This is a genomic window from Caenibacillus caldisaponilyticus (assembly GCF_002003465.1).
Lineage (GTDB): Bacteria > Bacillota > Bacilli > Bacillales > Sporolactobacillaceae > Caenibacillus > Caenibacillus caldisaponilyticus.
The window spans coordinates 21,058-44,769 of the sequence record NZ_BDDQ01000046.1 but is presented as its reverse complement, the minus strand read 5'-3'; the positions used below and the strand labels follow the sequence as shown (position 1 = coordinate 44,769).

The following is a 23,712-nucleotide window of genomic DNA, read 5'->3' as shown; positions in this document are numbered from 1 at the left end:
AACGGATCGTCGGACCTGGAGAAACCATCTCCTACCGAGGAAAAACGTACATCCTCGACGTCCCAAATTCCAGTCCAACCATTCCGGCCAAAACGCCGGTGGAAGTCCGAAAAACGCTGGATGGCAGACTGTTTGTCTGGTACAAAGGTAAGCCCTACCCCTTGATGGAAGCAACCCGGAACAAAGCGGCAAAAACTCCTGAAAAGAAAAAGGAGAGCTCAGAAAAGAAATCGTACAAGCCAGGACCTGATCATCCTTGGCGCAAATATAGGCCCACGAATTCAAAGGAACTGAAACCGGCTTGAATGAACTGAGGTCAAAGTAAATATATCAGTGACATATTCACTGACGCGTTAGTATGACATTTTCACTGACGCTTGACAGCCGGTGCCCTTTGATCAACCGGGAAAAGCCATGACGGACGCCGACGCTTCTTCACCCGCTGCCCGTCCTCGGTTTTCTTTTATACATTAAACCGGAAATGCACAATATCCCCGTCTTGAACGAGATAGTCTTTGCCTTCGAGGCGCAGTTTCCCCATTTCCTTTGCCTTCGCCATCGAACCGGCCGCGACGAGATCGTCATAAGACACCACTTCGGCGCGGATAAACCCGCGCTCGAAATCGCTGTGAATGATGCCCGCCGCTTGCGGGGCTTTCATGCCGCGCTTAAAGGTCCATGCCCGCACTTCTTTTTCTCCGGCGGTGAAAAAGGTGGCGAGCCCGAGCAACTTATAACTTTTCTCGATCAATTGATCCAGCCCCGACCGTTCGATGCCGAGCTCTTTAAGAAAGCTTTCCTTTTCATCGCCCTCAAGCTCGGCAAGTTCCGCTTCGATTTTCGCGGAAATGACGACGACTTCCGCCCCTTCTTTTTCGGCATATGCTTTGACCTGCTCGACAAAACCGTTGTCTTCGCCGCTGGCGATGTCGTCTTCCGAAACGTTGGCGACGTACAGCATCGGTTTGATCGTCAGCAGGTTGAGCGGTTTAATGCTCGCTTTTTCTTCATCGGTCAGGTCGACGCCGCGCGCCGGTTGCCCGTTTTCAAAGGCGGCTTTCAGTTTTTCCAAGGCAGCCAATTCCGTCATCGCTTCTTTGTTTTTTTGCTTCGCGATTTTTTCGACCCGGCCGATCCGCTTGTTGACCGTTTCCAAATCGGCAAGAATCAATTCCAAGTTGATCGTTTCAATGTCGTCGATTGGATCGACTTTCCCCGCGACATGGGTGATATTTTTATCTTCAAAACAGCGGACGACGTGGCAAATCGCATCGACTTGGCGGATGTGGGAAAGAAACTGGTTGCCCAAGCCTTCGCCTTTGCTCGCTCCCTTGACGAGGCCGGCGATGTCAGTGAATTCGAACGTCGTCGCAATCGTCTGTTTCGGTTGAAACATGTCGGTTAACACTTGCAGCCGCTCATCCGGTACGTTGACGATGCCGACATTGGGATCGATCGTGCAAAACGGATAGTTGGCGGATTCAGCTCCAGCCTGCGTGATCGCGTTAAACAACGTCGATTTCCCAACGTTCGGCAAACCTACGATTCCTGCCGTCAAACCCATCGTGTCTACCTCCCATCGTTATCCCGAACCACTCTGTCGGGCGCGGCGGCCGCCCCGGACGCGTCCAATCTTCTGCGATCCGGCGGGACCGCCCGCCGTTTTTATTCTTCTTGCTGCGCGATGACTTTCTTCAATTTGCGCTTGAATTCGCTTCGCGGCATCATGACGCTGTGCCCGCATCCTTGGCATTTGATGCGGATGTCGGCGCCCATCCGGATGATTTGCCAGCGGTTTTCCCCGCAAGGATGCGGTTTTTTCATCTCCACAATGTCATACAATTGAAACGTTTTATCGACAGTCATCCCTCGTCCCTCCGCTGAACTGCTTTTTTATAACCATGTCCACGATCCAAACAGACCATCGTTTTTCGCTGTTCACCTTTGCAAGCAGAGCGGAATTCATTTTCTTGGCAACTCAACCGAATGTTTTGCCCCAACATCTGACTCGTCGATTAATAGGCCAGTTTTTCTTCAAGGAACGCCGCGACTTCCGATATCGGAAGGCGGACTTGTTCCATGGTATCGCGATCCCGCACCGTCACCTTGCCGTCTTCCTTCGAATCAAAGTCATAGGTGATGCAATAGGGCGTGCCGATTTCGTCTTGGCGGCGATAACGCTTGCCGATCGATCCCGTTTCATCATAATCGACCATGAACCGTTTGGACAACTCGCGATAGATTTCGACCGCTTCTTCGCCGAGCTTCTTCGAAAGCGGCAAAACCGCGGCCTTGTAAGGCGAAAGGGCAGGATGCAGGCGCAGGACCGTCCGCGTTTCATTGTCGTTCAATTTTTCTTCGTCATAGGCATCAATCAAAAATGCGAGTGTCACGCGATCGCAGCCGAGCGACGGTTCGACGACATAAGGAATGTAGCGTTCATTCGTCGTTTGGTCGATGTATTGTAAATCTTCGCCGGACAGTTCCATATGCCGCTTCAGATCGTAATCCGTTCGCGAGGAAATGCTGGACAGCTCGCCCCAACCGAACGGGAATTGGTATTCAATGTCCGTCGTGGCATTGCTGTAATGCGGCAATTCTTCCGGTTCGTGATCGCGCAGCCGGACGTTTTCCGGCTTCATGTTGAGCGACAGCAGCCAGTCTTTGCTGAACTGGCGCCAGTAGTTGAACCATTCCAATTCCTCGCCGGGCTTGCAGAAAAACTCGAGTTCCATCTGCTCGAATTCCCGCGTGCGGAACGTGAAATTCCCCGGCGTGATCTCATTCCGAAACGATTTTCCGATCTGGGCGATGCCGAAGGGAAGCTTTTTCCGCATGACGCGTTGAACATTTTTGAAATTGACAAAAATGCCTTGCGCCGTTTCCGGACGCAAATAGATTTCATCCGCGCTTGACTCCGTGACGCCTTGATAGGTTTTGAACATCAGATTGAATTGCCGCACAGGCGTGAAATCCTGGGCGCCGCAGTGCGGGCATTTGATGCCGCGTTCCTTGATCAATTGATCCATCTCATCAAAGGTCAACGCTTCGATCGGGCGCCCCAATTCGGCCGGATCGACGGCGGCCTCCAACAGCTTGTCGGCGCGATGCCGGGATTTGCACTGTTTGCAATCGATCATGGGGTCATTGAAGTTTTTCAAATGGCCGCTCGCTTCCCACGTTTTCGGATTCATCAAAATCGCCGAATCGAGGCCGACGTTCAATTCCGATTCCTGAACGAATTTTTTCCACCAGGCGCGTTTGACGTTATTTTTCAATTCGGCACCGAGCGGCCCGTAGTCCCAGGTATTGGCGAGCCCGCCGTAAATTTCCGAACCCGGAAAGACAAAGCCTCTTTGCTTGGCCAGATTGACGATTTGTTCCATACTTTTCGCCATGACGTCTTCACCTCTGTATTGTTTTCAAACTTTTTCCGAATGAATGAAAACTCCCGTCCGTAGGCCGCACATAGCCTAGGGACGGGAGCATGCCCGCGGTTCCACCCTAATTGACGCGCCTTAACACGCGTCCGCTTATTTTAATAAAGGCTCAGGACTGCCGTTCCCCTTCGCTTCCGCCCGGACTCGCACCGCCTCCGGGTCGCTGTGTCGGAGCCTGAAGGGTACTCCTTTCCTTCATCACCCTGGATGATTCAATTGTAATGCCATGATAAACCCTGTTCTCATAAAAAGCCAATCTGAACGCGCAGAGAGATCTTATTTGTATTATACGGCTTTCCCGCCGAGCGATCAACGTGCGAAAACAAAGAAAAGCCCAACGTTTCACGCGCCAAAACCGTTCCTCGTTCGCCAAAGCCCAAGGCATGCCCGCGCTTTTTTGTGATCGCCGTTCTGCTCATCTCTTTGTTTTACGTACCGGTTTGCTTTGAGGCAGGTCGACAAGATCGTATTTGACCGCGTTGATCACCGCCTGGGCCCGGTTTTTCACGTTCAACTTTTTAAAAATGCGGCTGACGTGGATTTTCACGGTTTTGTCGCTAATGAACAATTTCCGGGCGATTTCTTTATTGCTCAATCCTTGAACCAAACAGAGCAGGACCTCTTTTTCTCTTTGCGTCAGCCCCATATCTTTATTTTCGCCTTGGCGGTGGTATTGGAACAATTTTTTCGTCAAACTCGGATGAAGGATCGACTCACCCTTCGCGACGGTGCGAATCGCTTCGATGAGCTCCGCGGCCGGCGACTCTTTTAAAAGATAGCCGTCAGCCCCTTTTGCCAGCGCCCGCATTAAACTGTCGTCATGGTTTGATACGGTCAAGATCAACACTTTGATGCCTTTATATTTTCGCTTCACATAACCCGTCGCTTCCAAGCCGTCCATGCCCGGCAAACTGATGTCCATAATGATGACATCGGGTTTTTCTTGTAAACTCTCCAGCTTTTCCACCATTTCTTCTCCCGAGGCCGCCTCTGCCATCAAGCGGATGTCCGTCTCCCGATCCAAAATATATCGCAAACCGTCCCTGAGAATGGCGTGATCATCGACAAGCATCACGTTGATCATTTTCTGTTCTCTCCCATTTATGGAAAATTGCGTCTATTTCGGCCATAGGAAATGAAAACCATGCCCTTTTCACGCCGACAAGACATGCTGAAATATACCGTATTTCAGACGCGAGAAAATAAGCGTCAGAGGACAACCGAAGCGAATGATGAGCTCCCGATGCGCTCGAGCGGCAGACTATGACAAAATATTATTAATGATATTTTAATTAACATTTTAATGGATGAAACGCATTCTGTCATCCAAATGGAGCAAATTTCTATGCCGGATGGACTACAATATTAACCTTCAGATTCTCTTTTCAGCTGACTTCATCCGAAATGGTTGTAATCGACGTACAACCTAAGACCTATCATGACGGTCATGTCACGGTTGATTTACTATACTTGTATTTTTAATCATTTTATGGAAATTGCTTGTTGCCGATCGCTTGCCGCTTTAAAGCCATTAAATATGGAAGAAGCATCAAATGGGAAATAAAGGACGGAAACTATTTTTTACGTTAGGTGATGTTTTTCAAGAGGAGATATTTGGATTTGTCCCACGTATAGAAATGTTTTATTGTCCGTATACTGTTAATGTTATCCGAAAGGGGGGAAAATCTATGAATTTCAAGGAAACGTTTCAGATGTTCATCAAAGGCTCCGAATTCAAAATCCACTATAATGACCCCATTTCCCGGTTAAAGCTGACCAGAGCGCTTGAGCGGAAAATTGCCGCTGTTAATGAACATCGGCCCATCGCGGTCGTTTGCATCGGCACCGACCGTTCAACTGGGGATTCCCTCGGCCCCCTCGTCGGTTCCCGAATGACCGGGTACCATGACCGCACCTACCGATTGTACGGCACATTGGACGATCCGGTGCACGCCGTTAATCTGCAAGACGCGTTGGAAGGCATATACCGAGAGCTTCAGGAACCGTATGTCATTGCCGTTGACGCTTGTCTCGGCCGCGCCAACAACATCGGCTTCATCACCGTTGCCGACGGCCCGGTCTTACCCGGTGCGGGCGTCAAAAAAAACTTGCCGCCGGTCGGCGACATGCACGTGACCGGCGTCGTCAACGCAAGCGGCTATATGGAATATTTCGTTCTTCAAAACACGAGATTGTCGCTCGTCATGAAAATGGCCGAAATCATCGGCGATTGCCTGCACGGTGCCCTGCAACGACGCCGGGTGCCTTACGCCAAAATCAACATTCAATGAGACGCCGCCTCCGGATATAATGAAGCGGCGTCACTTTAAAACATAAAGGAGCGCGGCCGCGATCGGTACAATGACTAAGCTCGGCAATAAATTGGCCGTTCTGATCTTCACGATGTTTAAAAGGTTTAGCCCGATCGCCGCGATAAGAATGCCGCCGTCCGCAGTAAGCTCTTTGATGAGGCTTTGCAGCAACGGATCAGGCACTTTTTGAATAATAGCCGTCGCCGCCAATGCGATTGACCCTTCGTAAAGGAAGACGGGAATGGCCGAAAAGATCACGCCGATCCCAAGCGTCGTGGAAAAAATAACGGCAAAAAAACCGTCGAGCATCGACTTCGTATAGAGCACCCGATGATCCCCGTTCATTCCGCTGTGGATCGCGCCAATGATGGCCATGGCTCCGATGACAAACACGAGCGTCGCGGTCACAAACGCCTTGGCGACGCCCGCTTCTTGCTGTTCGGCGACACCGATCTTTTTTTCCAACCAGCGCCCCAGCCGGTTAAGAACATGATCGAGATCGATCCATTCACCGATTACTCCGCCTATTGCCAGGCTTGCGATGACAATCAAAAATTGTTTGCTTTGAAAAGCCATCTCCAGCCCCAATACGACGACCGCAAGCGCCATTCCCTGGGTCACCGTCGTCTTCATGCGCTCCGGAATGTTGTGCAATAATGTTCCAATCAGACCGCCCATGACGATGGCAGCGGCGTTCACAATCGTTCCTAATAAAACCATCGATGGCATCGCTCCGCTTTTCAAGATGAAAGAGATAGGTGCCCAAGTTTAACCAGCCTCGCGCCGAAGGCAGCTGCGCTTTTCAATTTTGCACCTTATGTGGCATACAACCCAACAGATAGTATGTCAGCCACTGTTGCGCCAAGGTATTCATAAATAAAAAAGAGAATTCTTTCTTTCATGCCGGAAAAGAAGAAAAGAACCGCTCGGCTCCGTGGTTCTTCGGTCATCCTTCCAGCAATTCCAGAACGCGGTTTAAATCATCGGAGGAATAATATTCAATCTCAATTTTTCCTCTACCTTTTTTCGAAGTCGGCTTGATCGTCACGGCGGTTCCGAACCGTTGTTGAAGCAACTTTTCTTTTTCTTTTAAAATCGGATCCAGCTTCGCTTTTTTCTTTTTCTTCGATGTTTCACGTGGAACATCTTGATTCAGCTTTTGCACGAGCTTTTCCAAGTCGCGGACATTCATTTCTTCCTTGATGACCCGATCGACGACGAGCGGCAATTTCTTTTTATCCTTCAACGACAGCAACGTCCTGCCGTGGCCCATCGACAATTTGCCTTCGGCGATGAGCGACTGAACGGAGCGATCCAGCTGAAGCAAGCGCAAGTGGTTGGCGATGTGCGGCCGGCTCTTTCCAACTTTCTTCGCCAATTCCTCTTGCGTCAGCCCGAGTTCATCCATAAGCTTCCGGTAGGCTTGCGCCTCTTCGATCGGATTGAGATCCTCCCGTTGCAAGTTCTCGATCAACGCGACCTCCATCATTTGTTGATCGGTTAACGACTTGATAACAACGGGAACGGTTTTCAATTTGGCTTCAATGGCCGCCCGATAGCGGCGCTCACCGGCGACAATCTCATAGCCCTTTATGCTTTTCCTGACAATCAACGGTTGAATGATACCGTGCTGTTCAATCGAATGCTTCAGTTCTTGAATGGCGGCTTCGTCGAAGCTTTTCCTCGGCTGGTAAGGGTTGGGCCGCAAATCCTTCAACTTTACTTCATGGACCGATGACAAATCATCGAGAGCGGATTCGGGAAACAGCGCGTCGATCCCCTTGCCTAAACGCCTCGTCACCCGTTCATCACTTCCTTCGCCAACTCTAGATAAACTTCCGCACCGCGCGATTTCGGATCATAGATGATGATCGGTTTCCCGTAGCTCGGCGCTTCGCTTAACCGTACATTTCGCGGAATAATCGTTTGATAAACCTTATCGCGAAAATATTTTTTGACTTCATCGATGACTTGCAGGCCGAGATTGGTTCGTGCATCCAACATCGTCAAGAGCACGCCCTCGATCATTAAGTCGTGATTTAAATGTTTTTGCACGAGACGCACAGTATTCAACAGTTGGCTCAGCCCTTCGAGCGCGTAATATTCGCATTGAACGGGTATGATGACGGAATCGGAGGCGGTCAACGCGTTGATCGTCAACAACCCGAGAGACGGTGGGCAGTCGATAATGATGTAATCGTATTCGTCTTTAATCTTTTCCAATGCGCGCGCCAACCGAACTTCACGCGAAATCGTCGGCACGAGTTCGATCTCGGCACCGGCCAACTGAATGGTGGACGGAATGACGTCGAGCCCTTCCACATCGGTCGGCTTGATCACGTCTTTCGGATGAACGTCTTCAACCAAAACATTATATATGCATTCATCGACTTCCCCTTTGTCGATACCCACTCCGCTTGTCGCATTGCCTTGGGGATCGATATCGATTAAGAGTACCTTTTTGCCCATATACGCCATACAGGCGCTTAAATTAACGGAAGTCGTCGTTTTTCCGACTCCCCCCTTTTGGTTGGCTACCGATAATACCATTCCCACACCATTCACCTACCCAAGCACTTCCTCATATAATATCATTTTAGCATGAACAGACACGAGTTTTATAGTTGAAAGCAAAAAGTTTAAAAATCCGATTTTCCGCAAATACATAAACAATAGTTTTATAGAGGATAAAAACAGACGTCTTCATAAAATAAAAAAAAGAGTTCAGAGAAAATCAGACTGAACCCGTGCAAACGGCCGTTTTTTCTTTGACCTTATTTGAATGGCTCGCTCTTGACATCCATTCACACATGTCCGGAAGAAAAAAGGAAACCCGTATCGGTTTCCCTTTGCTGATCCTCTGCCTCTTATTTTTTCGGAATGCGGATGGTGAATTGGTAATAGTCACCCATATCCGCTTCGTCGGTATCGATTTGAATGCCGGTTTCCGTCACCATGTTCACGGAGCGCCGTATCGTGTTCACCGCAATGCGCACATCTTTATTTAAAACCACCGATTTCCGGCTTCGTTTCTTTTCCGGTTTGGTGCCGAGCATGCTTTTGATCCGCATCTCGGTCTGCTTGACGTTCAATTGCTTTTCAATAATTTCCTGCAACAATTTTTCCTGCTTTTCAGGGGAATCTTTCAAAGCGAGCAACGCACGCGCGTGCCGCTCGCTGATCTTTTTCTCCAATAAAGCGTTCTGTACGGAGGCCGGCAATTTAAGAAGCCGCAATTTGTTCGCGATCGTCGATTGGCCTTTGCCGAGTTGTTGGGCAAGACTTTCCTGAGTCAACCCGTGAATGTCCAACAATTTGGCATACGCCATCGCCTCTTCAATCGGCGTCAATTCCTCGCGTTGCAAATTTTCGATGAGGGCGACCGCCGCGGTCTGCTTATCATCATATTCCTTGATGATCGCCGGCACCTTTTCCCAACCCAAATGGGATACAGCGCGCCACCGCCTCTCGCCCGCGATGATCTCATATTTCCCGTCTTCACATTTTCGGACGACGATGGGCTGGATCATGCCGTGCGTTTCGATCGTTTGCGCCAACTCTTCAATTTTATCGTCGTTAAAAACGGTTCTCGGCTGATACCGATTGGGGACAATCGCCGAAACCTCAAGTTCTTCTACCTTTTCATTTTGCAGTTGTTCTTCCGTTTCTTGATTTTCCCCTTGACCAAAGAGCTTGGAGAAAGGATGCCTCATGCGGAACACCACCCTTGTATCTTCCCGCTGAAATTAAAGGTGAAAAGGTTGATAGGAAGACGTTTATTATATTCGTTATGCCGTCGGGAATTTCCTGCAACCCGCCGATGTTCCACGTGGAACATCTCATAACGGATCTTTTTTCGGTATCCCCGGTTTGCGCGGATAGGCTTTAGGCGTCGATTTAATCTTTTCAATGAATATGAGATGCCTTTGGCTTTGTTCTTGCGGCAGCGTAAACCTTTCAACTTTATCGACCGTTCCGCCGAGCGTCGCCACGGCACGTCCCGCTTCCTTTAATTCTTCTTCGCCGCTCGCCCCTTTCATCGCGATGAACATTCCCCCGGTTTTCGCCAACGGCAGGCAATATTCACACAGCACGTTTAAACGGGCGACCGCGCGGGCGGTGACGACATCGAAGGATTCCCGAAATTCCTTCCGGCGGCCAAAGGTTTCGGCACGATCGTGATGGAGCGCAACCCCCTCTAAGCCGAGAGCATTGATCAACGCTTCAAGAAAAACGAGCCGCTTTTTCAGCGCATCGACGATGGTCACCTTGAGATGCGGAAAAACGATTTTTAACGGGATCGATGGGAAACCCGCTCCCGAACCGACGTCGCACAAGCTGGAAGTCCCGCTGAAATCATAAAAAAAACCGGGTGTCAGCGAATCATAAAAGTGTTTCAAATAGACGCCATGGCGGTCGGTAATCGCCGTCAAATTCATTTTTTCATTCCAGGCGATGAGTGTTTCGTAGTATGTATCGAATTGTTTTTTTTGCAGAGGAGAAAGGCCGATGCCTTTCTCCTCCAACAATATTGCAAATTCCTCCATGGATGGCCTCCGATTCATTCGGCCACTTTGGCCAACTTTCCGTGTTCCAAATAAACGAGAAGAATCGAGATGTCGCTCGGGTTGACGCCCGATACGCGCGACGCCTGACCGATGGAAAGCGGGCGAACTTGGCTCAATTTTTGCTTGGCTTCCGTCGCCAACCCATTGATCGCATAGTAGTCGAGGTCTTCAGGCAGGCGTTTTTCCTCCATTTTCTTCATGCGTTCCACTTGCTGCATTTGTTTGGCGATATAACCTTCGTATTTAATCTGTATTTCCACCTGTTCGGCGACATCGGCGGGGATGTCTTCATCGGCGGGACAAATCGCCGCAATATCTTGATAAGTGATTTCCGGCCGTTTTAAAAATTGGGAGGCGCTCACCGGTTCTTTCAACGGTTGTCCGCCGTTGGTTTCGATCAATCGTTGCACCTCATCGGTCGGCTTGATCGTGAGATTGGCCAACCGTTCTTTTTCCTTTTCAATCAGTTGTTTCTTTTTCAGGAACCGTTGATAACGCTCCTCGGAAATCAAACCGATTTGATAACCGATTTCAGTCAATCTTAAATCGGCGTTGTCATGGCGGAGAAGCAAACGGTATTCCGCCCGCGACGTCAACAGCCGGTAAGGTTCGTTAGTGCCTTTCGTGACAAGATCGTCGATCAGCACGCCGATATACGCCTGCGACCGGTCGAGGATGATGGGATCTTGGTTGAAAACCGAACGGGCCGCGTTGATCCCAGCGATGATGCCTTGTCCGGCCGCTTCCTCGTAACCGGATGTTCCGTTGATTTGCCCGGCGGTAAACAATCCTTTGATCTTTTTCGTCTCGAGAGACGGCCACAATTGCGTCGGGACGATGGCGTCGTATTCAATCGCGTAACCGGGCCGCATCATCGTCGCGTTTTCAAGTCCCGGAATCGTCTTCAAAATTTCCCTTTGAATGTCTTCCGGCAAACTCGTCGACAACCCTTGGACATACACCTCATCCGTTTCCCGACCTTCCGGTTCAAGGAAGATTTGATGACGCGGCTTGTCGCTGAACCGCACCACCTTGTCTTCGATCGACGGGCAATACCGAGGGCCGGTGCCTTTAATCTTTCCGGAATACATCGGCGCGCGGTCCAGATTTTCACTGATCAATTCGTGGGTTTTCGGGCTCGTATACGTCAGCCAACACGGGATTTGGTCGGTATTGTATTCCGTCGTTTCGTACGAAAAAGCGCGCGGTTCATCATCGCCGGGTTGGATTTCCGTTTTGCTGTAATCGATCGTGTTGCTGTTCACGCGCGGCGGGGTCCCGGTTTTAAAACGGACCAATTCGAACCCGAGTTCTTGCAAATGGTAAGAAAGATTGATCGACGGCTGCATGTTATTCGGACCGCTGTCGTACGAAAGATCGCCGATGATGATTTTTCCGCGCAAAAACGTTCCGGTCGTCAGCACGACCGCCTTCGCCCGATATTCGGCGTTCGTTTTCGTGATCACGCCTTTGCAGACGCCGTTTTCAACGATCAACCGTTCAACCATGCCTTGTTGCAAGGTAAGATTTTCGGTTCGCTCCAACGTCCGCTTCATTTCCCGGATATACAAAAACTTGTCGGCTTGCGCCCGCAAAGCGCGAACAGCGGGACCTTTACGGGTGTTCAACATCCGCATTTGGATATTCGTTTTGTCGATGTTCCGCCCCATTTCACCGCCGAGCGCATCGATTTCCCGAACTACCACGCCTTTCGCCGGCCCGCCGATCGACGGGTTGCACGGCATGAAGGCAATCGTGTCCAGATTGAGCGTGAGCACAAGGGTTTTCGCACCCATTCTGGCGGCGGCAAGAGCGGCTTCACACCCGGCATGGCCGGCACCGACAACGATTACGTCGTATTCTCCTGCCAAATACGTCATTTTTTAGTCACCTTTTTCCAATAAAAATTTTATTTGCCGAGACAAAATTGTGAAAACAATTGATCAATCAAGCTTTCAGAAACGGTATCTCCGATGATTTCACCGAGAATTTCCCAAGCCTTGCGAATATCAATTTGGGCCATATCAATCGGCAGCCCCGATTCGATGGCACCGATCGCATCGTCGATGGCCGCAAGCGCCCGGTTCAAGAGAGCGATGTGGCGCGTGTTGGACACATACGTGACATCTTGCGCCTCCACACCCTCACTGAAAAACAACGAAGCGATCGCTTCTTCCAACCGGTCTATCCCTTCCTCTTTTAATAAAGAGGTCGTAATGACCGGCCGGCCGGCCGCCAATTTCCGCACTTCGTCATGATCGAGCGCCGTCGGCAGATCCATTTTATTGATGATGATGATGGCATCCATGTTCTCAATGGCCGCAAACAAGCGCCGATCTTCTTCGGTGAGCGGTTCATTGTTGTTCAACAGCAACAAAATGAGATCCGCTTTTTTCAACACCTGCCGCGAGCGCTCGACGCCGATTTTTTCCACGACATCATCGGTCTCCCGAATGCCGGCGGTATCGATAAGCCTTAACGGCACGCCGCGCACGTTCACGTATTCTTCAATGACATCGCGCGTCGTCCCCGGAATATCGGTCACTATCGCCTTATTTTCGTGGGCGAGGCTGTTCAACAATGAAGATTTCCCGACGTTCGGCCGGCCGATGATCGCGGTCGATAAACCTTCCCTCAGGATTTTACCTTGTTTTGCGGTCGTCAATAAAGATTCAATTTGCTCGCGAACGGAACGGGCTTGCCGCAGCAAAAGCGGATGGGTGACTTCTTCCGCGTCGTATTCGGGATAGTCGATGTTGACTTCAACGGCGGCGATCATTTCAATCAAGGTTTGCCGCAAGCTTTTGACAAGCTTCGACAATCTTCCCTCCATCTGCCCAATCGCGATCTTCATCGCCCGGTCGGTTTTCGCCCTGATCAGATCCATCACCGCTTCCGCCTGCGACAGATCGATGCGCCCGTTCAAAAAGGCACGCTTTGTAAATTCGCCCGGTTCGGCGAGGCGCGCGCCCGCATTCAAGACGAGTTCCAGCACCCGATTCACGGAAACGAGTCCGCCGTGACAGTTTATTTCCACGACGTCCTCCCTCGTGAACGTCTTCGGGGCCTTCATCACCGAAACCATGACTTCTTCGACCGCCTGTCCGGTCGCGGGATCTATGATTTTACCGTAGTGGATCGTATGTGATGGGACTTCCACAAGCGGCTTTTTACCCTTGTAAATGCGGTCCGTGATGGCGATCGCTTCATCGCCGCTGACGCGGACAATGGCAATCGCTCCTTCCCCCATGGGCGTAGAGACGGCCGCAATGGTATCAGCTTCCACTTGCTTCACCCTCTTTCAAGCAAAGTCCGGACCCGGCGCCCGAGAACACTCGGGGCGCGGGGAGTTATCCACAATGGATAAGTCTCCTAAAGGTATAGGATAACACAAAATCAACTGTGGATAAAGTTTCGGAGCCGTTCATGTTTTTCCATGTGGACAAGTTTTGCTTTGCCGTTTTTATTCACATGAGGATAATCCTGATCGCTCAACCGCCGGACCGTGATCAACGCTTGGGAAAAGACATGCTGTTATCGGCAAGGGGCATTGGCCGTCTTGTCCGGCCAAAAATGGGCCGCCGTTCAACCGGAATAAAAGCGGAAGCGCATGAGGATGGTCGTGGGCGGCGAATCGGAGAATCCTGAAGAAGAAAAACGGAGCGCCTGGGGGACGCATGTTTAAAACGCAGCCAAACGCAGCGGGAAAACCGTCTAACCAAACGGCAAAAAAAAACACCCGCGCAATGGCGGGCACTCAAACTCGTCGATCAGTTTTTCTCGTCTTTTAACGCTTCTTTTAAATCGATCACGACAGAGCGGTTCGGTTCTTCTCCGACCGAACGGGTCGTCACCGAAGGATGGTTAAGCAAGGCGTTATGTACAATTTTCCTTTCAAAAGACGGCATCGCCTCGAGTTTCACCGCATGTCTCGTCCGTTCGACTCTCTCCGCCGAGCGATGGGCGAGATTTTCAAGCGCCTCCTTACGCCGTTGCCGATAGTCCTCGACATCGACAACGATGCGGATTCTATGCTGCGCATGTTGATTGCAAAGCAAATTGACCAAGTATTGGAGGGCATTGAGCGTCTGGCCTTTTTTTCCGATCAAAATCGCTTGTTTGGACGTTTTTATGTTGAACACATATTCACGACCGCCTAATTCTTGAACGTCGATCGACGCGTCGCCGGTGATTTTCCTGGCGATGTTCAGCAAATAGTCCGCGGCTTCTTGAACGGGATCCGTTTTCACCGCAACCCGAATCGTCGCCGGTCTCGACCCGATAAAGCCGAATAACCCTTTCTTCGGCTCTTCGAGAACCTCGACGTCGACCTGATCTCTCGCCACCCGCAACCGATCGAGGGCGAGAGCCAGGGCTTCGTCCACCGATTTCCCGCTGACGGTTACCTCTTTCACTTTTTAGCTCCTCCCGTTTCCTTCGATTCCTTTTTCATGGGAGCGTACATAAAGTAGGTTTGAAAGATCATAAAAATGTTACCGATGACCCAGTAAAGCGCAAGCGCGGATGGGAAATTGATGGCGGCGATCGCAATCATGATCGGGAAAATATAGGTCATGACCGCCATCTGCGGATTGGCATTTCCCATGCGTCCAACCATCAGCTTCTGTTGAATAAAAGTCGTCACCGCAGCGATTAAAGGCAAAATGAAAAATTTGTCGGGATGTCCGAGGCTGAACCATAAAAAGGTGTGTTCCCGAATTTCAGGCGTCCGATAAATCGCATGATAAAACGCGATGAGAATCGGCATTTGAATAAGAATCGGAAAGCAACCCGCCAGCGGATTGACGTTGTACTTTTGGAAAAGCAACATCGTTTCCTGCTGTAATTTCTTTTGCGTTTCCGCATCCTTGGAGCTGTACTTTTCCCTGAGTTTCATCAATTCGGGCTGCAAGGCTTGCATCGCCCGCGAATTTTGCAATTGTTTGATCATTAAAGGAAGGATGACGAGCCGCACCAAAATCGTACAGACGATGATGGAGATGCCGTAGCTCCCTCCGAAGAAATCGGCGACTTTCGTGATAAACCAAGAGAGCGGCCAAACAAACCATTCGTTCCAAATGCCGGTGCTCTCCGGAGTAATCGGCTTATGCAGGTCCGAACAGCCCGTCAATAAACCGATGAGCAAAATAAGGAATAAGGCAAAAACAACCTTTTTTCGCAACCGATTTAACCTCCTATTCTCCTACCGATCAGTTTTCGCGGAACGTTTTTCGGGAAATCGTTCAGGTACGGGATCAAAACCGCCCGGGTGAAACGGATGGCATTTGACCAGGCGTTTTATCGTCAAAAAGCCGCCTTTAAAGAAGCCGAAACGTTGGATCGCTTCCATGCCGTATTGCGAACAAGTCGGATAAAAACGGCACGTCGGCGGTTTCATGGGCGAAATCACTTTTTGATAAAAGGCGATCAACGCCAAGGCAATCTGCTTCAAGAGCGGTCATCCCTTTGGGGTTGAAGCACCCCCGCGCGGTTTAATACGTGTTTGATAGAGCTCAAGGTTTCATGAAAATCCAACTCGGCAGCCGGTTTCCTTGCAATGATAACACAATCCACGCCCGTGATGAAACGGTTTTCAAGCGCACGAACCGACTCGCGAATCAACCTCTTGATGCGATTGCGCTTGACGGCCTTTCCCAACTTTTTGCTTACGGACAAACCGACTCTGTTATAAGCTTGTCCCTCTTTTTTTAACACATAAACGACAAACTGGCGGTTCGCCGTCGACTGCCCGTTCTTAAAGACTTCTTGAAAATCTTTATTCTTCTTTAAACGCTGGATCTTTTTCATCGGCACATCGCCCCAAAATATGCGCACCTCGGCGACTAAGCTTTGTCCAACTCATTAGGAAAAAAGACCACTGCGGACTGACAGTGGCCTTAAGCGGACAAAACTTTTCTACCCTTGCGACGGCGACGCGCAAGCACTTTACGTCCGTTCTTAGTGCTCATGCGGGCACGAAAACCGTGCACTTTTTTCCTCTTGCGATTATTCGGTTGATAAGTGCGTTTCATCTATTACACCTCCCAGGGAGATCGCTACATGAAAAACAGTCTGATTCATTATAATTTGCACAGGGGAAAATGTCAAGGTGACTTCCCGCGCATAGCGGCACTCCCATCGCTTAAAAAGGCGTCTTTCGCCCGGAAAGATGAGCGCCGACGCCCGCCCGTCCGAATGCAAGGAAACCCCGCTTCATCGCCTTCCGCTCTATACGCATCGTTTCCCCCTCCGCTTTACGAACCGTGCCTCCCTTTTTTCCAAAATCCACAACCAATGATTACTTCGCCCATCTTTCCCAGTGAATGATAGACACCGCCGCCACCTTAAACGCCATTCGGACGGCAATTTATCCACATGTGGATGACTTGTGATTAATCCATTTTGCCCGCCAACAATTTATCGACAAATTTTTCACATGTTCATTCTCTGTTTACAAGATTTACCCACAGCCGTTTAAGACTGTGGATAAATCTTCGAAATCCATTGCACCACCAAGGGGTTTTTGATATGATTAAATGTGTTTTAGTCGCTGTATAACCACTTGAAAACATATACTTTTCCACAGATTGTGGATGAATTTGTGGACATTGTTCAGGGTCTGTTATTTTTTTATTCACAGTCTCGTGCAGGTGTCGATAAATCCTTTTAAACCTTGAATGGTGTCGAACAGCCCTGTGGATAACTTGCGCTTCGACAAGGAGGGGCAAAATGTGGAAGACATTCAAGAATTATGGAGCAGGGCATTGGCGTCGATACAAAAGAAATTGAGCAAACCGAGCTTTGAAACGTGGCTCAAAGCGACGACGGCCGACTCATACCGCGACGACGTGCTCGTCATTGCCGCGCCCAACGAATTTGCGCGGGACTGGCTGGAAAACCATTACACCGGGTTGATCATGGAGACGCTCAAGGACCTGACGGGAACGGATATCCGCGTCAAATTCATCATCCCCCAATCCAATCAGGAAAATGACGATTATTACGACATTCCGAAGCATAAGCCGGCCTATACGCACCGGGACGACCGCAACAATAAAGAAACGAGAAAGACGATGCTGAATCCGAAATATACGTTCGATACCTTCGTGATCGGTGCCGGCAACCGGTTCGCCCACGCGGCATCGCTGGCCGTTGCAGAGGCGCCGGCCAAGGCCTACAACCCGCTGTTCATCTACGGCGGGGTCGGACTGGGCAAAACCCATTTGATGCACGCCATCGGTCATTATGTATTGGAGCACAACCCCGACGCCAAAGTGGTCTATTTGTCCTCCGAAAAATTTACCAACGAATTCATCAACGCGATCCGCGACAATCAAGCGGACAATTTTCGCAACAAATATCGCAACGTCGACGTTTTATTAATAGATGATATTCAATTCTTGGCGGGAAAAGAACAAACCCAGGAAGAATTTTTCCATACCTTTAACGCCTTGCACGAGGACATGAAACAAATCGTCATCTCCAGCGACCGCCCTCCTAAGGAAATACCGACGCTGGAAGACCGCTTGCGTTCGCGGTTCGAATGGGGCTTGATCACCGACATCACGCCGCCGGATCTGGAAACGCGGATCGCGATTTTGCGGAAAAAAGCGAAGGCGGAAGGTCTCGATTTGCCGAACGAAGTCATGTTGTACATCGCCAACCAAATCGACACCAACATTCGGGAATTGGAAGGCGCCTTGATTCGTGTCGTCGCCTATTCCTCACTGATCAACCAAGACATTAACGTCGACCTGGCGGCGGAAGCATTAAAGGATATCATTCCGTCTTCCAAACCTAAGTCGATCACCATTAAAGACATTCAAGCCGCTGTCGGCGAACATTACAACGTCAAAATCGAAGATTTCATCGCGAAAAAACGGACAAAATCCATCGCTTTTCCACGTCAAATCGCCATGTATCTCGCTCGGGAATTGACGGATTACTCCCTCCCGAAAATCGGCGATGAATTCGGCGGTCGGGACCATACGACGGTCATTCACGCCCATGAAAAAATCTCAAAGTTATTGGAAACCGATCAAAATCTTCGCCGGGAAATCCAAGAGATCACCGAGCACTTGAAATCGCCGGTATAATCCACAGACCTGTTAAGAATTCGCGGCCTAGCGATCGCGTTATTCACAATTTGTCCACATGTGGATAACGCTATCTTTCTTGTTTTACGGCATTTATTCACAAACTCACAACGCCTATTACTATTATTACTGCTTTTATTACTTAATAATAAAGAAATACACTAGGAGGAATTCCATTGGCTCTCGCTACATCATCCATCGCGGGTGAAAGCGGTTTGCTCATGAAGCTGACCGTTTATCGCGACGCCTTGGCGGAAAACGTGAACCACGTGATGAAAGCAGTCTCGCCACGGACGACCATCCCAATCCTGACCGGCATAAAACTGGAGGCGACGCCGGAAGGTTTGACATTGACCGGAAGCGATTCCGATGTCTCCATCCAAGCCTTCATTCCGCTCGAAGAAGACGGCGTGCAAAAGATTGAGATCCATCAACCGGGAAGCATCGTGCTCATCGCTCGTTATTTCGCGGATATCGTCAAAAAACTTCCGAACGATCAAGTGGACATCGAGGTCGACAGCCGGTTTGTCACGCGTATTCGCTCGGGACAAGCGGAATTCAGCTTAAATGGATTGGATGCTGAAGAATATCCGAGGCTTCCCGTGATCCGCGCGGACAACGTCGTGCCGATCCGAAAAGATTTGCTGAAACAAGTCATTCGCCAAACCGTTTATGCCGTCTCGACGTCCGAAACGCGGCCGGTGTTGACGGGCGCAAATTGGGCGATCAAAAACGGACGCCTGACTTGCGTCGCAACGGACAGCCACCGTTTGGCCAAACGGGTGGTAGCCGTCGATGTCGATCCGGCGGTCGAATATAAAAATGTGGTCATACCGGGGAAAAGCCTGAACGAATTGGGAAAAATCCTCGATGACAATGGGAACGACTGGGTGGATATCGCCATCACTTCGAATCAAATCTTATTCAAGACCGACAACATTCAATTTTTTTCCCGGTTGCTTGAAGGCAATTACCCGGAAACGGACGGACTCATTCCGAGAGACGCCAAAACCGAAATCATTTTAAATACCAAGGAATTTTTACAAGCGATCGATCGCGCGTCGTTATTGGCCCGCGAGGAACGCAACAACGTCGTGAAATTGAAAACGTTCGAAGCGGAAAAACGAGTGGAAATCATTTCCCAATCGCCCGAAATCGGCCGGGTTTATGAAAGCGTACCGGTCATCGATCATAGCGGCGAAGAAATGCGGATTTCTTTCAGTTCAAAATACATGATGGATGCATTGACGCGAATCGATGCGGAAGAAATCAAAGTCACGTTCACCGGCGCGATGAAGCCGTTTTTAATCCGGCCGTTGGATGACGACAACATTCTCATGCTCATATTGCCGATTCGCACCAACTGAGTCTTTGCGGAAGAAAAGGCGTTTAGGCCTTTTCTTTTTTAGAGAGGCAGCGGCGCGGCAGTTACAGGCCGCACGCGTCCAGCATCTCTCGGGGAAGCAATGGGAGCTACGCGGATAAAATAAAAACAACCATCTACCGAAAAGGAGAAAGGAGAGGCGTATGCCGGAGCGCGAAAGAGTATGGCTTGAACGCGACGAACCCTATATCACGTTGGGACAACTGTTAAAGCTTGTCGGAATCATTAGAACGGGCGGACAAGCCAAGCGTTTTCTCTCGGAAAACCGCGTGACCGTCAACGGACAACCGGAATCCCGGCGCGGCAAAAAGCTCGTGCCGGGCGACACAGTAGAGGTGGACGGTGCCGGCACCTTTATCGTCGATCGGAAATAAGAGCCATCAAAATCTATTCCGGTACCGCTGGAACAGGGGGAAACCCTTTTGTATTTGGAAAACATAAAGGTGAAACAGTTTCGCAATTACACCGAATTGGACGTCGCCCTGTCGAAGGGCATCAACGTGTTCATCGGGGAAAACGCCCAAGGCAAAACGAATTTGCTCGAAGCCGTATACGTCTTGGGCATGGCCAAATCCCATCGGACGTCTCACGACAAAGAATTAATTCAATGGGGCCGGAATTATGCTAAAATAGAAGGTAAAGTGAACAAAAAGAGCGGAACGATTCCGCTGGAATTGACGATTTCCAAGAAAGGGAAAAAGGCGAAAGCCAATCACATCGAAAGGAAAAAGCTCAGTCAATATGTCGGTTTGTGCAATGTCGTCATGTTCACACCGGACGATTTGCAACTCGTGAAAGGAAGCCCCAGCCTCCGCCGCCGGTTCATCGACATGGAGATCGGTCAAATACAACCCGTATATCTTCACCGCCTATCCCAATACCAAAAAGTACTTGAGCAGCGCAACGCCTTATTGAAAAATGCCGACGGCTCGGATCGGTCGGTTCAGTCCATGCTCGACATTCTCACCGCACAAATGATAGAATTGGCCGCCGATCTCGTCCATCGCCGTTTGCGTTTCATTCGGCTCCTCAGGGATTGGGCGGCGGACATTCATCAAAGCATTACGGACGGGCGTGAACGGCTCTCGATGGACTATCGCTCCAGCGTCGGCGACGTATCAGAAGACATGGAATTGTCAAGGATAAAAGAAGTGTATGAAAAGGCTTTCGCCGACGTGCGGAAAAAGGAAATGGAACGCGGTTTAACCCTCATCGGACCTCATCGCGACGACTTGGATTTGGCAGTCAATGACAAAAACGTACAAACATACGGGTCACAGGGACAGCAGAGAACGACGGCGTTATCTTTAAAACTTGCAGAAATCGAGTTAATTGCAGACGAGGTGGGGGAATATCCGCTGCTTTTGCTCGATGACGTTTTGAGCGAATTGGACGACGTTCGCCAAACGCATTTGTTGTCCACGTTTAAAGAGCGCGTCCAAACCATCGTCACGACGACAAGCGTGGCCGGCATTGATCATGAAATGATCCGGGAGGCCCGCTCCTATCGGGTGAAGAACGGGGAAATCGTCGAAACTGTGGATTGAGAGGGTAGCCGATGTTCATACACTTGGGCGAAGACACCGTGATCCGGATAGACGAAGTCGTCGCGATCATAAATTATGGCTTGTTTCTTAAGGACGAGGGAAACAAAGCCCTCATCGAACGGGCCAAAATGGAAAACAAACTCCGCGACATCGGGCGCCAAATGACGAAATCCGTGGTTATTACCGATAAATATATATATTTTTCACCTTTTTCTCCGACCACATTGAAAAAGCGCTCCCGGCACTTCTATTAAACGTGCAAGCATGGCGAACGGCAAAGAGAAAGCAGGTGATGGTCATGAATGAGGAACGTGCGAGAGAAACATACGATGCCAGTCAAATACAAGTATTGGAAGGATTGGAAGCTGTTCGGAAGAGACCGGGGATGTACATCGGTTCCACCGGTAGCCGGGGCTTGCATCATTTGGTCTGGGAGATCGTCGACAACAGCATCGACGAAGCATTAGCCGGTTATTGCGATCGAATTGAAGTGACGATCACGAAAGACGGCGGCATCACCGTCAAGGATAACGGACGCGGCATACCCGTGGACATTCAGGAAAAGGTCGGCCGCCCGGCTTTGGAAGTCATCATGACGGTGTTGCACGCCGGCGGAAAATTCGGCGGCGGCGGTTATAAGGTCTCCGGCGGCCTGCACGGCGTCGGCGCATCGGTCGTCAACGCCTTGTCGAAGGAATTATGGGTAAAAGTTTATCGGGACGGTCACATTTATTTTCAAAAATATCACCGCGGCACTCCTGATGAAGATATTCGCATCATCGGGGAAACGGAAGAGACGGGCACGGAAACGCACTTTATCCCTGATCCGGAAATTTTCAAGGAAACGACGACTTTCGAGTACGATACGTTGACCGCGCGCTTGCGGGAGTTGGCCTTTTTAAATAAAGGCATCCGCATCCTTCTCCGAGATGAGCGGGAGGAAGAAAGCAAGTGGGCGGAATTCCATTATGAAGGCGGCATCAAGTCTTTCGTCAGCTATTTAAACCGGACGAAGGACGTGCTGCACAAAGAACCGATTTACGTGGAAGGCGAAAAAAACGGTGTCGCCATCGAAATCGCCATGCAATATAACACCGGATTCATAAGCCAAATTTATTCTTTTGCCAACAACATTCATACCCATGAAGGCGGCACCCATGAATACGGTTTTAAAATTGCCTTGACCCGGGTCATTAACGAATACGCACGGAAAAACCAAATTTTTAAAGAGAAGGATCCGAACTTGACGGGCGAAGATGTGCGCGAAGGGTTGACGGCCATCATCTCCATCAAACACCCCGATCCCCAGTTTGAGGGGCAGACGAAAACGAAATTGGGAAACGCCGATGCGCGGACGATTACGGAATCGCTGTTTGCCGAAGCCTTTTCGAGGTTTTTATATGAAAATCCCGACATCGCGAGGCTTATCGTTGAAAAAGGCATGATGGCCGCGCGGGCGCGAATCGCCGCCAAAAAAGCCCGCGAGCTGACGCGCAGAAAATCGCCATTGGATGTCTCCTCCCTTCCCGGGAAACTCGCGGATTGCTCATCGAAAGACGCATCGATTTCGGAGCTTTACATCGTCGAGGGCGATTCGGCGGGAGGTTCCGCCAAACAAGGGCGTGACCGTCATTTTCAGGCGATTTTGCCGCTCAGAGGCAAAATTTTGAACGTGGAAAAAGCGCGATTGGACAAAATTTTGTCCAACAATGAAGTCCGCGCGATCATCACCGCCGTCGGCACGGGTGTCGGAGAAGATTTTGACATTCGGAAAGCGCGCTATCACAAAATCATCATCATGACCGACGCCGACGTGGACGGCGCCCACATCCGCACCCTGCTGTTGACGTTCTTCTACCGCTACATGCGGCCGATGTTGGAGAAAGGGTACATTTATATCGCGCAACCGCCGCTTTATAAAATTACCCAGAACAAACATGTCGAATACGTCTATAATGACCGCGAATTAAACCATCGCCTGAAACAATTGCCCCCCAATCCGAAACCGGTCATCCAACGTTACAAAGGTTTGGGCGAAATGAACGCGGAACAGTTGTGGGAGACGACCATGGATCCGAAAAATCGCGTCATTTTACAGGTGACATTGGACGATGCGATCGAAGCCAACGAAGTCTTCGAAATATTAATGGGCGACGATGTTGAACCGAGAAGACAATTTATTGAAGAAAATGCACACTTTGTAAAAAATCTTGATATATAAAACCATGGAGTGCCCCGGATACGGCGGCCGGGCTAGGCAAGCGGCCGCTCATCCAATGCGGCGGAGCATCGTTGACCGGCGACCGCTTGATCAGCCGATCATTGGAGGCCGGGGCAGACGGCAAGCCGGTGTTTCCTTTAGACA

Annotated in this window: 23 protein-coding genes, 1 pseudogene and 1 other annotated feature; of the genes and pseudogenes, 8 read left to right on the top strand and 16 right to left on the bottom strand. The window is 50.0% G+C overall.

All coding sequences use genetic code 11. From position 1 onward, the window contains the following. Positions 1–305: pseudogene (locus CCB157_RS17670) on the top strand (ISNCY family transposase); the annotation flags it as partial. A gap of 158 nt (positions 306–463) precedes the next feature. Here the strand turns inward: CCB157_RS17670 and ychF are convergent. From ychF to CCB157_RS12555, 4 genes are all read right to left on the bottom strand, one after another. Further along, complete coding sequence (ychF, locus tag CCB157_RS12570; protein ID WP_077616229.1) at positions 464–1,564, bottom strand: redox-regulated ATPase YchF; 1,101 nt, start codon at positions 1,562–1,564, stop codon at positions 464–466. Positions 1,565–1,665: 101 nt separating this feature from the next. Continuing rightward, on the bottom strand, positions 1,666–1,866 hold the full coding sequence (locus CCB157_RS12565) for a DUF951 domain-containing protein (protein ID WP_077616228.1): 201 nt from the start codon (positions 1,864–1,866) through the stop codon (positions 1,666–1,668). Positions 1,867–2,015: 149 nt separating this feature from the next. Further along, positions 2,016–3,398, bottom strand: a complete 1,383-nt coding sequence (locus CCB157_RS12560; RefSeq protein ID WP_077616227.1) for a glycine--tRNA ligase — start codon at positions 3,396–3,398, stop codon at positions 2,016–2,018. 74 nt (positions 3,399–3,472) lie between these two features. Beyond that, positions 3,473–3,648, bottom strand: a binding site (T-box leader). 207 nt (positions 3,649–3,855) lie between these two features. Then, positions 3,856–4,524, bottom strand: a complete 669-nt coding sequence (locus CCB157_RS12555; RefSeq protein ID WP_077616226.1) for a response regulator — start codon at positions 4,522–4,524, stop codon at positions 3,856–3,858. Positions 4,525–5,128: 604 nt separating this feature from the next. On the opposite strand from CCB157_RS12555, the gene yyaC reads away from it, so the two are divergent. Further along, entirely contained in the window at positions 5,129–5,731 is a 603-nt protein-coding gene (yyaC, locus tag CCB157_RS12550) for a spore protease YyaC (protein WP_077616225.1), read from the top strand. 30 nt (positions 5,732–5,761) lie between these two features. Here the strand turns inward: yyaC and CCB157_RS12545 are convergent, their stop codons facing one another. From CCB157_RS12545 to rpmH, 12 genes are all read right to left on the bottom strand, one after another. Next, positions 5,762–6,472, bottom strand: coding sequence for a DUF554 domain-containing protein (locus tag CCB157_RS12545; protein ID WP_077616224.1), 711 nt, complete (start codon positions 6,470–6,472; stop codon positions 5,762–5,764). A 226-nt stretch (positions 6,473–6,698) separates the two neighbouring features. Further along, a complete protein-coding gene (locus tag CCB157_RS12540; RefSeq protein WP_077616223.1) occupies positions 6,699–7,553 on the bottom strand; it encodes a ParB/RepB/Spo0J family partition protein in 855 nt (284 codons plus the stop codon). Further along, positions 7,550–8,302, bottom strand: coding sequence for a ParA family protein (locus tag CCB157_RS12535; protein WP_439951326.1), 753 nt, complete (start codon positions 8,300–8,302; stop codon positions 7,550–7,552). The genes CCB157_RS12540 and CCB157_RS12535 overlap by 4 nt, the downstream gene beginning before the upstream one ends. Before the next feature lie 317 nt (positions 8,303–8,619). Next, positions 8,620–9,465 (bottom strand): nucleoid occlusion protein, encoded by an 846-nt coding sequence (gene noc / locus CCB157_RS12530; protein WP_077616221.1) that lies wholly within the window; start codon positions 9,463–9,465, stop codon positions 8,620–8,622. 126 nt (positions 9,466–9,591) lie between these two features. Next, on the bottom strand, positions 9,592–10,299 hold the full coding sequence (gene rsmG, locus CCB157_RS12525) for a 16S rRNA (guanine(527)-N(7))-methyltransferase RsmG (protein ID WP_077616220.1): 708 nt from the start codon (positions 10,297–10,299) through the stop codon (positions 9,592–9,594). Positions 10,300–10,313: 14 nt separating this feature from the next. Further along, positions 10,314–12,200 carry a tRNA uridine-5-carboxymethylaminomethyl(34) synthesis enzyme MnmG gene (mnmG, locus tag CCB157_RS12520; protein ID WP_077616219.1) on the bottom strand — a complete coding sequence of 629 codons (1,887 nt, stop codon included), beginning with the start codon at positions 12,198–12,200 and terminating at the stop codon, positions 10,314–10,316. Positions 12,201–12,229: 29 nt separating this feature from the next. Further along, positions 12,230–13,606 carry a tRNA uridine-5-carboxymethylaminomethyl(34) synthesis GTPase MnmE gene (gene mnmE, locus CCB157_RS12515; RefSeq protein ID WP_077616218.1) on the bottom strand — a complete coding sequence of 459 codons (1,377 nt, stop codon included), beginning with the start codon at positions 13,604–13,606 and terminating at the stop codon, positions 12,230–12,232. A 484-nt stretch (positions 13,607–14,090) separates the two neighbouring features. Further along, a complete protein-coding gene (gene jag / locus CCB157_RS12505; protein ID WP_077616216.1) occupies positions 14,091–14,735 on the bottom strand; it encodes an RNA-binding cell elongation regulator Jag/EloR in 645 nt (214 codons plus the stop codon). Further along, positions 14,732–15,502 (bottom strand): YidC family membrane integrase SpoIIIJ, encoded by a 771-nt coding sequence (gene spoIIIJ / locus CCB157_RS12500; protein ID WP_077616215.1) that lies wholly within the window; start codon positions 15,500–15,502, stop codon positions 14,732–14,734. The genes jag and spoIIIJ overlap by 4 nt, the downstream gene beginning before the upstream one ends. Positions 15,503–15,523: 21 nt before the next feature. Then, the gene (gene yidD, locus CCB157_RS12495; protein WP_077616214.1) at positions 15,524–15,772 is read right to left on the bottom strand and encodes a membrane protein insertion efficiency factor YidD; all 249 of its coding nucleotides are present in this window, start codon (positions 15,770–15,772) and stop codon (positions 15,524–15,526) included. Continuing rightward, positions 15,769–16,128, bottom strand: coding sequence for a ribonuclease P protein component (gene rnpA, locus CCB157_RS12490; protein ID WP_077616213.1), 360 nt, complete (start codon positions 16,126–16,128; stop codon positions 15,769–15,771). The genes yidD and rnpA overlap by 4 nt, the downstream gene beginning before the upstream one ends. A gap of 89 nt (positions 16,129–16,217) precedes the next feature. Then, positions 16,218–16,352: a 50S ribosomal protein L34 gene (gene rpmH / locus CCB157_RS12485; protein ID WP_077616212.1), complete on the bottom strand. Its 135-nt coding sequence runs from the start codon at positions 16,350–16,352 to the stop codon at positions 16,218–16,220. Positions 16,353–17,051: 699 nt separating this feature from the next. Here rpmH and dnaA point away from each other — a divergent pair. From dnaA to gyrB, 6 genes are all read left to right on the top strand, one after another. Further along, a complete protein-coding gene (gene dnaA, locus CCB157_RS12480; RefSeq protein ID WP_077616211.1) occupies positions 17,052–18,416 on the top strand; it encodes a chromosomal replication initiator protein DnaA in 1,365 nt (454 codons plus the stop codon). Between the two features lie 221 nt (positions 18,417–18,637). Further along, entirely contained in the window at positions 18,638–19,783 is a 1,146-nt protein-coding gene (dnaN, locus tag CCB157_RS12475; protein ID WP_077616233.1) for a DNA polymerase III subunit beta, read from the top strand. A gap of 160 nt (positions 19,784–19,943) precedes the next feature. Beyond that, on the top strand, positions 19,944–20,174 hold the full coding sequence (gene yaaA, locus CCB157_RS12470) for a S4 domain-containing protein YaaA (RefSeq protein ID WP_077616210.1): 231 nt from the start codon (positions 19,944–19,946) through the stop codon (positions 20,172–20,174). Positions 20,175–20,222: 48 nt separating this feature from the next. Continuing rightward, on the top strand, positions 20,223–21,347 hold the full coding sequence (recF, locus tag CCB157_RS12465) for a DNA replication/repair protein RecF (RefSeq protein ID WP_077616209.1): 1,125 nt from the start codon (positions 20,223–20,225) through the stop codon (positions 21,345–21,347). 11 nt (positions 21,348–21,358) lie between these two features. Beyond that, positions 21,359–21,601: an extracellular matrix regulator RemB gene (remB, locus tag CCB157_RS12460; RefSeq protein ID WP_077616208.1), complete on the top strand. Its 243-nt coding sequence runs from the start codon at positions 21,359–21,361 to the stop codon at positions 21,599–21,601. A gap of 44 nt (positions 21,602–21,645) precedes the next feature. Then, entirely contained in the window at positions 21,646–23,568 is a 1,923-nt protein-coding gene (gene gyrB, locus CCB157_RS12455; RefSeq protein ID WP_439951325.1) for a DNA topoisomerase (ATP-hydrolyzing) subunit B, read from the top strand. The last annotated feature ends 144 nt before the right edge of the window (positions 23,569–23,712 follow it).

Excerpts from the sequence above, each read along its gene's own strand:
- yyaC (WP_077616225.1), top strand. The coding sequence starts at position 5,129 with ATGAATTTCAAGGAAACGTTTCAGATGTTCATCAAAGGCTCCGAATTC.
- mnmG (WP_077616219.1), bottom strand. The coding sequence starts at position 12,200 with ATGACGTATTTGGCAGGAGAATACGACGTAATCGTTGTCGGTGCCGGC.
- CCB157_RS12535 (WP_439951326.1), bottom strand. The coding sequence starts at position 8,302 with ATGGTATTATCGGTAGCCAACCAAAAGGGGGGAGTCGGAAAAACGACG.
- CCB157_RS12565 (WP_077616228.1), bottom strand. The coding sequence starts at position 1,866 with ATGACTGTCGATAAAACGTTTCAATTGTATGACATTGTGGAGATGAAA.
- remB (WP_077616208.1), top strand. The coding sequence starts at position 21,359 with ATGTTCATACACTTGGGCGAAGACACCGTGATCCGGATAGACGAAGTC.
- CCB157_RS12545 (WP_077616224.1), bottom strand. The coding sequence starts at position 6,472 with ATGGTTTTATTAGGAACGATTGTGAACGCCGCTGCCATCGTCATGGGC.
- rnpA (WP_077616213.1), bottom strand. The coding sequence starts at position 16,128 with ATGAAAAAGATCCAGCGTTTAAAGAAGAATAAAGATTTTCAAGAAGTC.
- gyrB (WP_439951325.1), top strand. The coding sequence starts at position 21,646 with ATGAATGAGGAACGTGCGAGAGAAACATACGATGCCAGTCAAATACAA.
- rpmH (WP_077616212.1), bottom strand. The coding sequence starts at position 16,352 with ATGAAACGCACTTATCAACCGAATAATCGCAAGAGGAAAAAAGTGCAC.
- CCB157_RS12555 (WP_077616226.1), bottom strand. The coding sequence starts at position 4,524 with ATGATCAACGTGATGCTTGTCGATGATCACGCCATTCTCAGGGACGGT.
- noc (WP_077616221.1), bottom strand. The coding sequence starts at position 9,465 with ATGAGGCATCCTTTCTCCAAGCTCTTTGGTCAAGGGGAAAATCAAGAA.
- yaaA (WP_077616210.1), top strand. The coding sequence starts at position 19,944 with ATGCCGGAGCGCGAAAGAGTATGGCTTGAACGCGACGAACCCTATATC.
- dnaN (WP_077616233.1), top strand. The coding sequence starts at position 18,638 with ATGAAGCTGACCGTTTATCGCGACGCCTTGGCGGAAAACGTGAACCAC.
- ychF (WP_077616229.1), bottom strand. The coding sequence starts at position 1,564 with ATGGGTTTGACGGCAGGAATCGTAGGTTTGCCGAACGTTGGGAAATCG.
- rsmG (WP_077616220.1), bottom strand. The coding sequence starts at position 10,299 with ATGGAGGAATTTGCAATATTGTTGGAGGAGAAAGGCATCGGCCTTTCT.
- CCB157_RS12560 (WP_077616227.1), bottom strand. The coding sequence starts at position 3,398 with ATGGCGAAAAGTATGGAACAAATCGTCAATCTGGCCAAGCAAAGAGGC.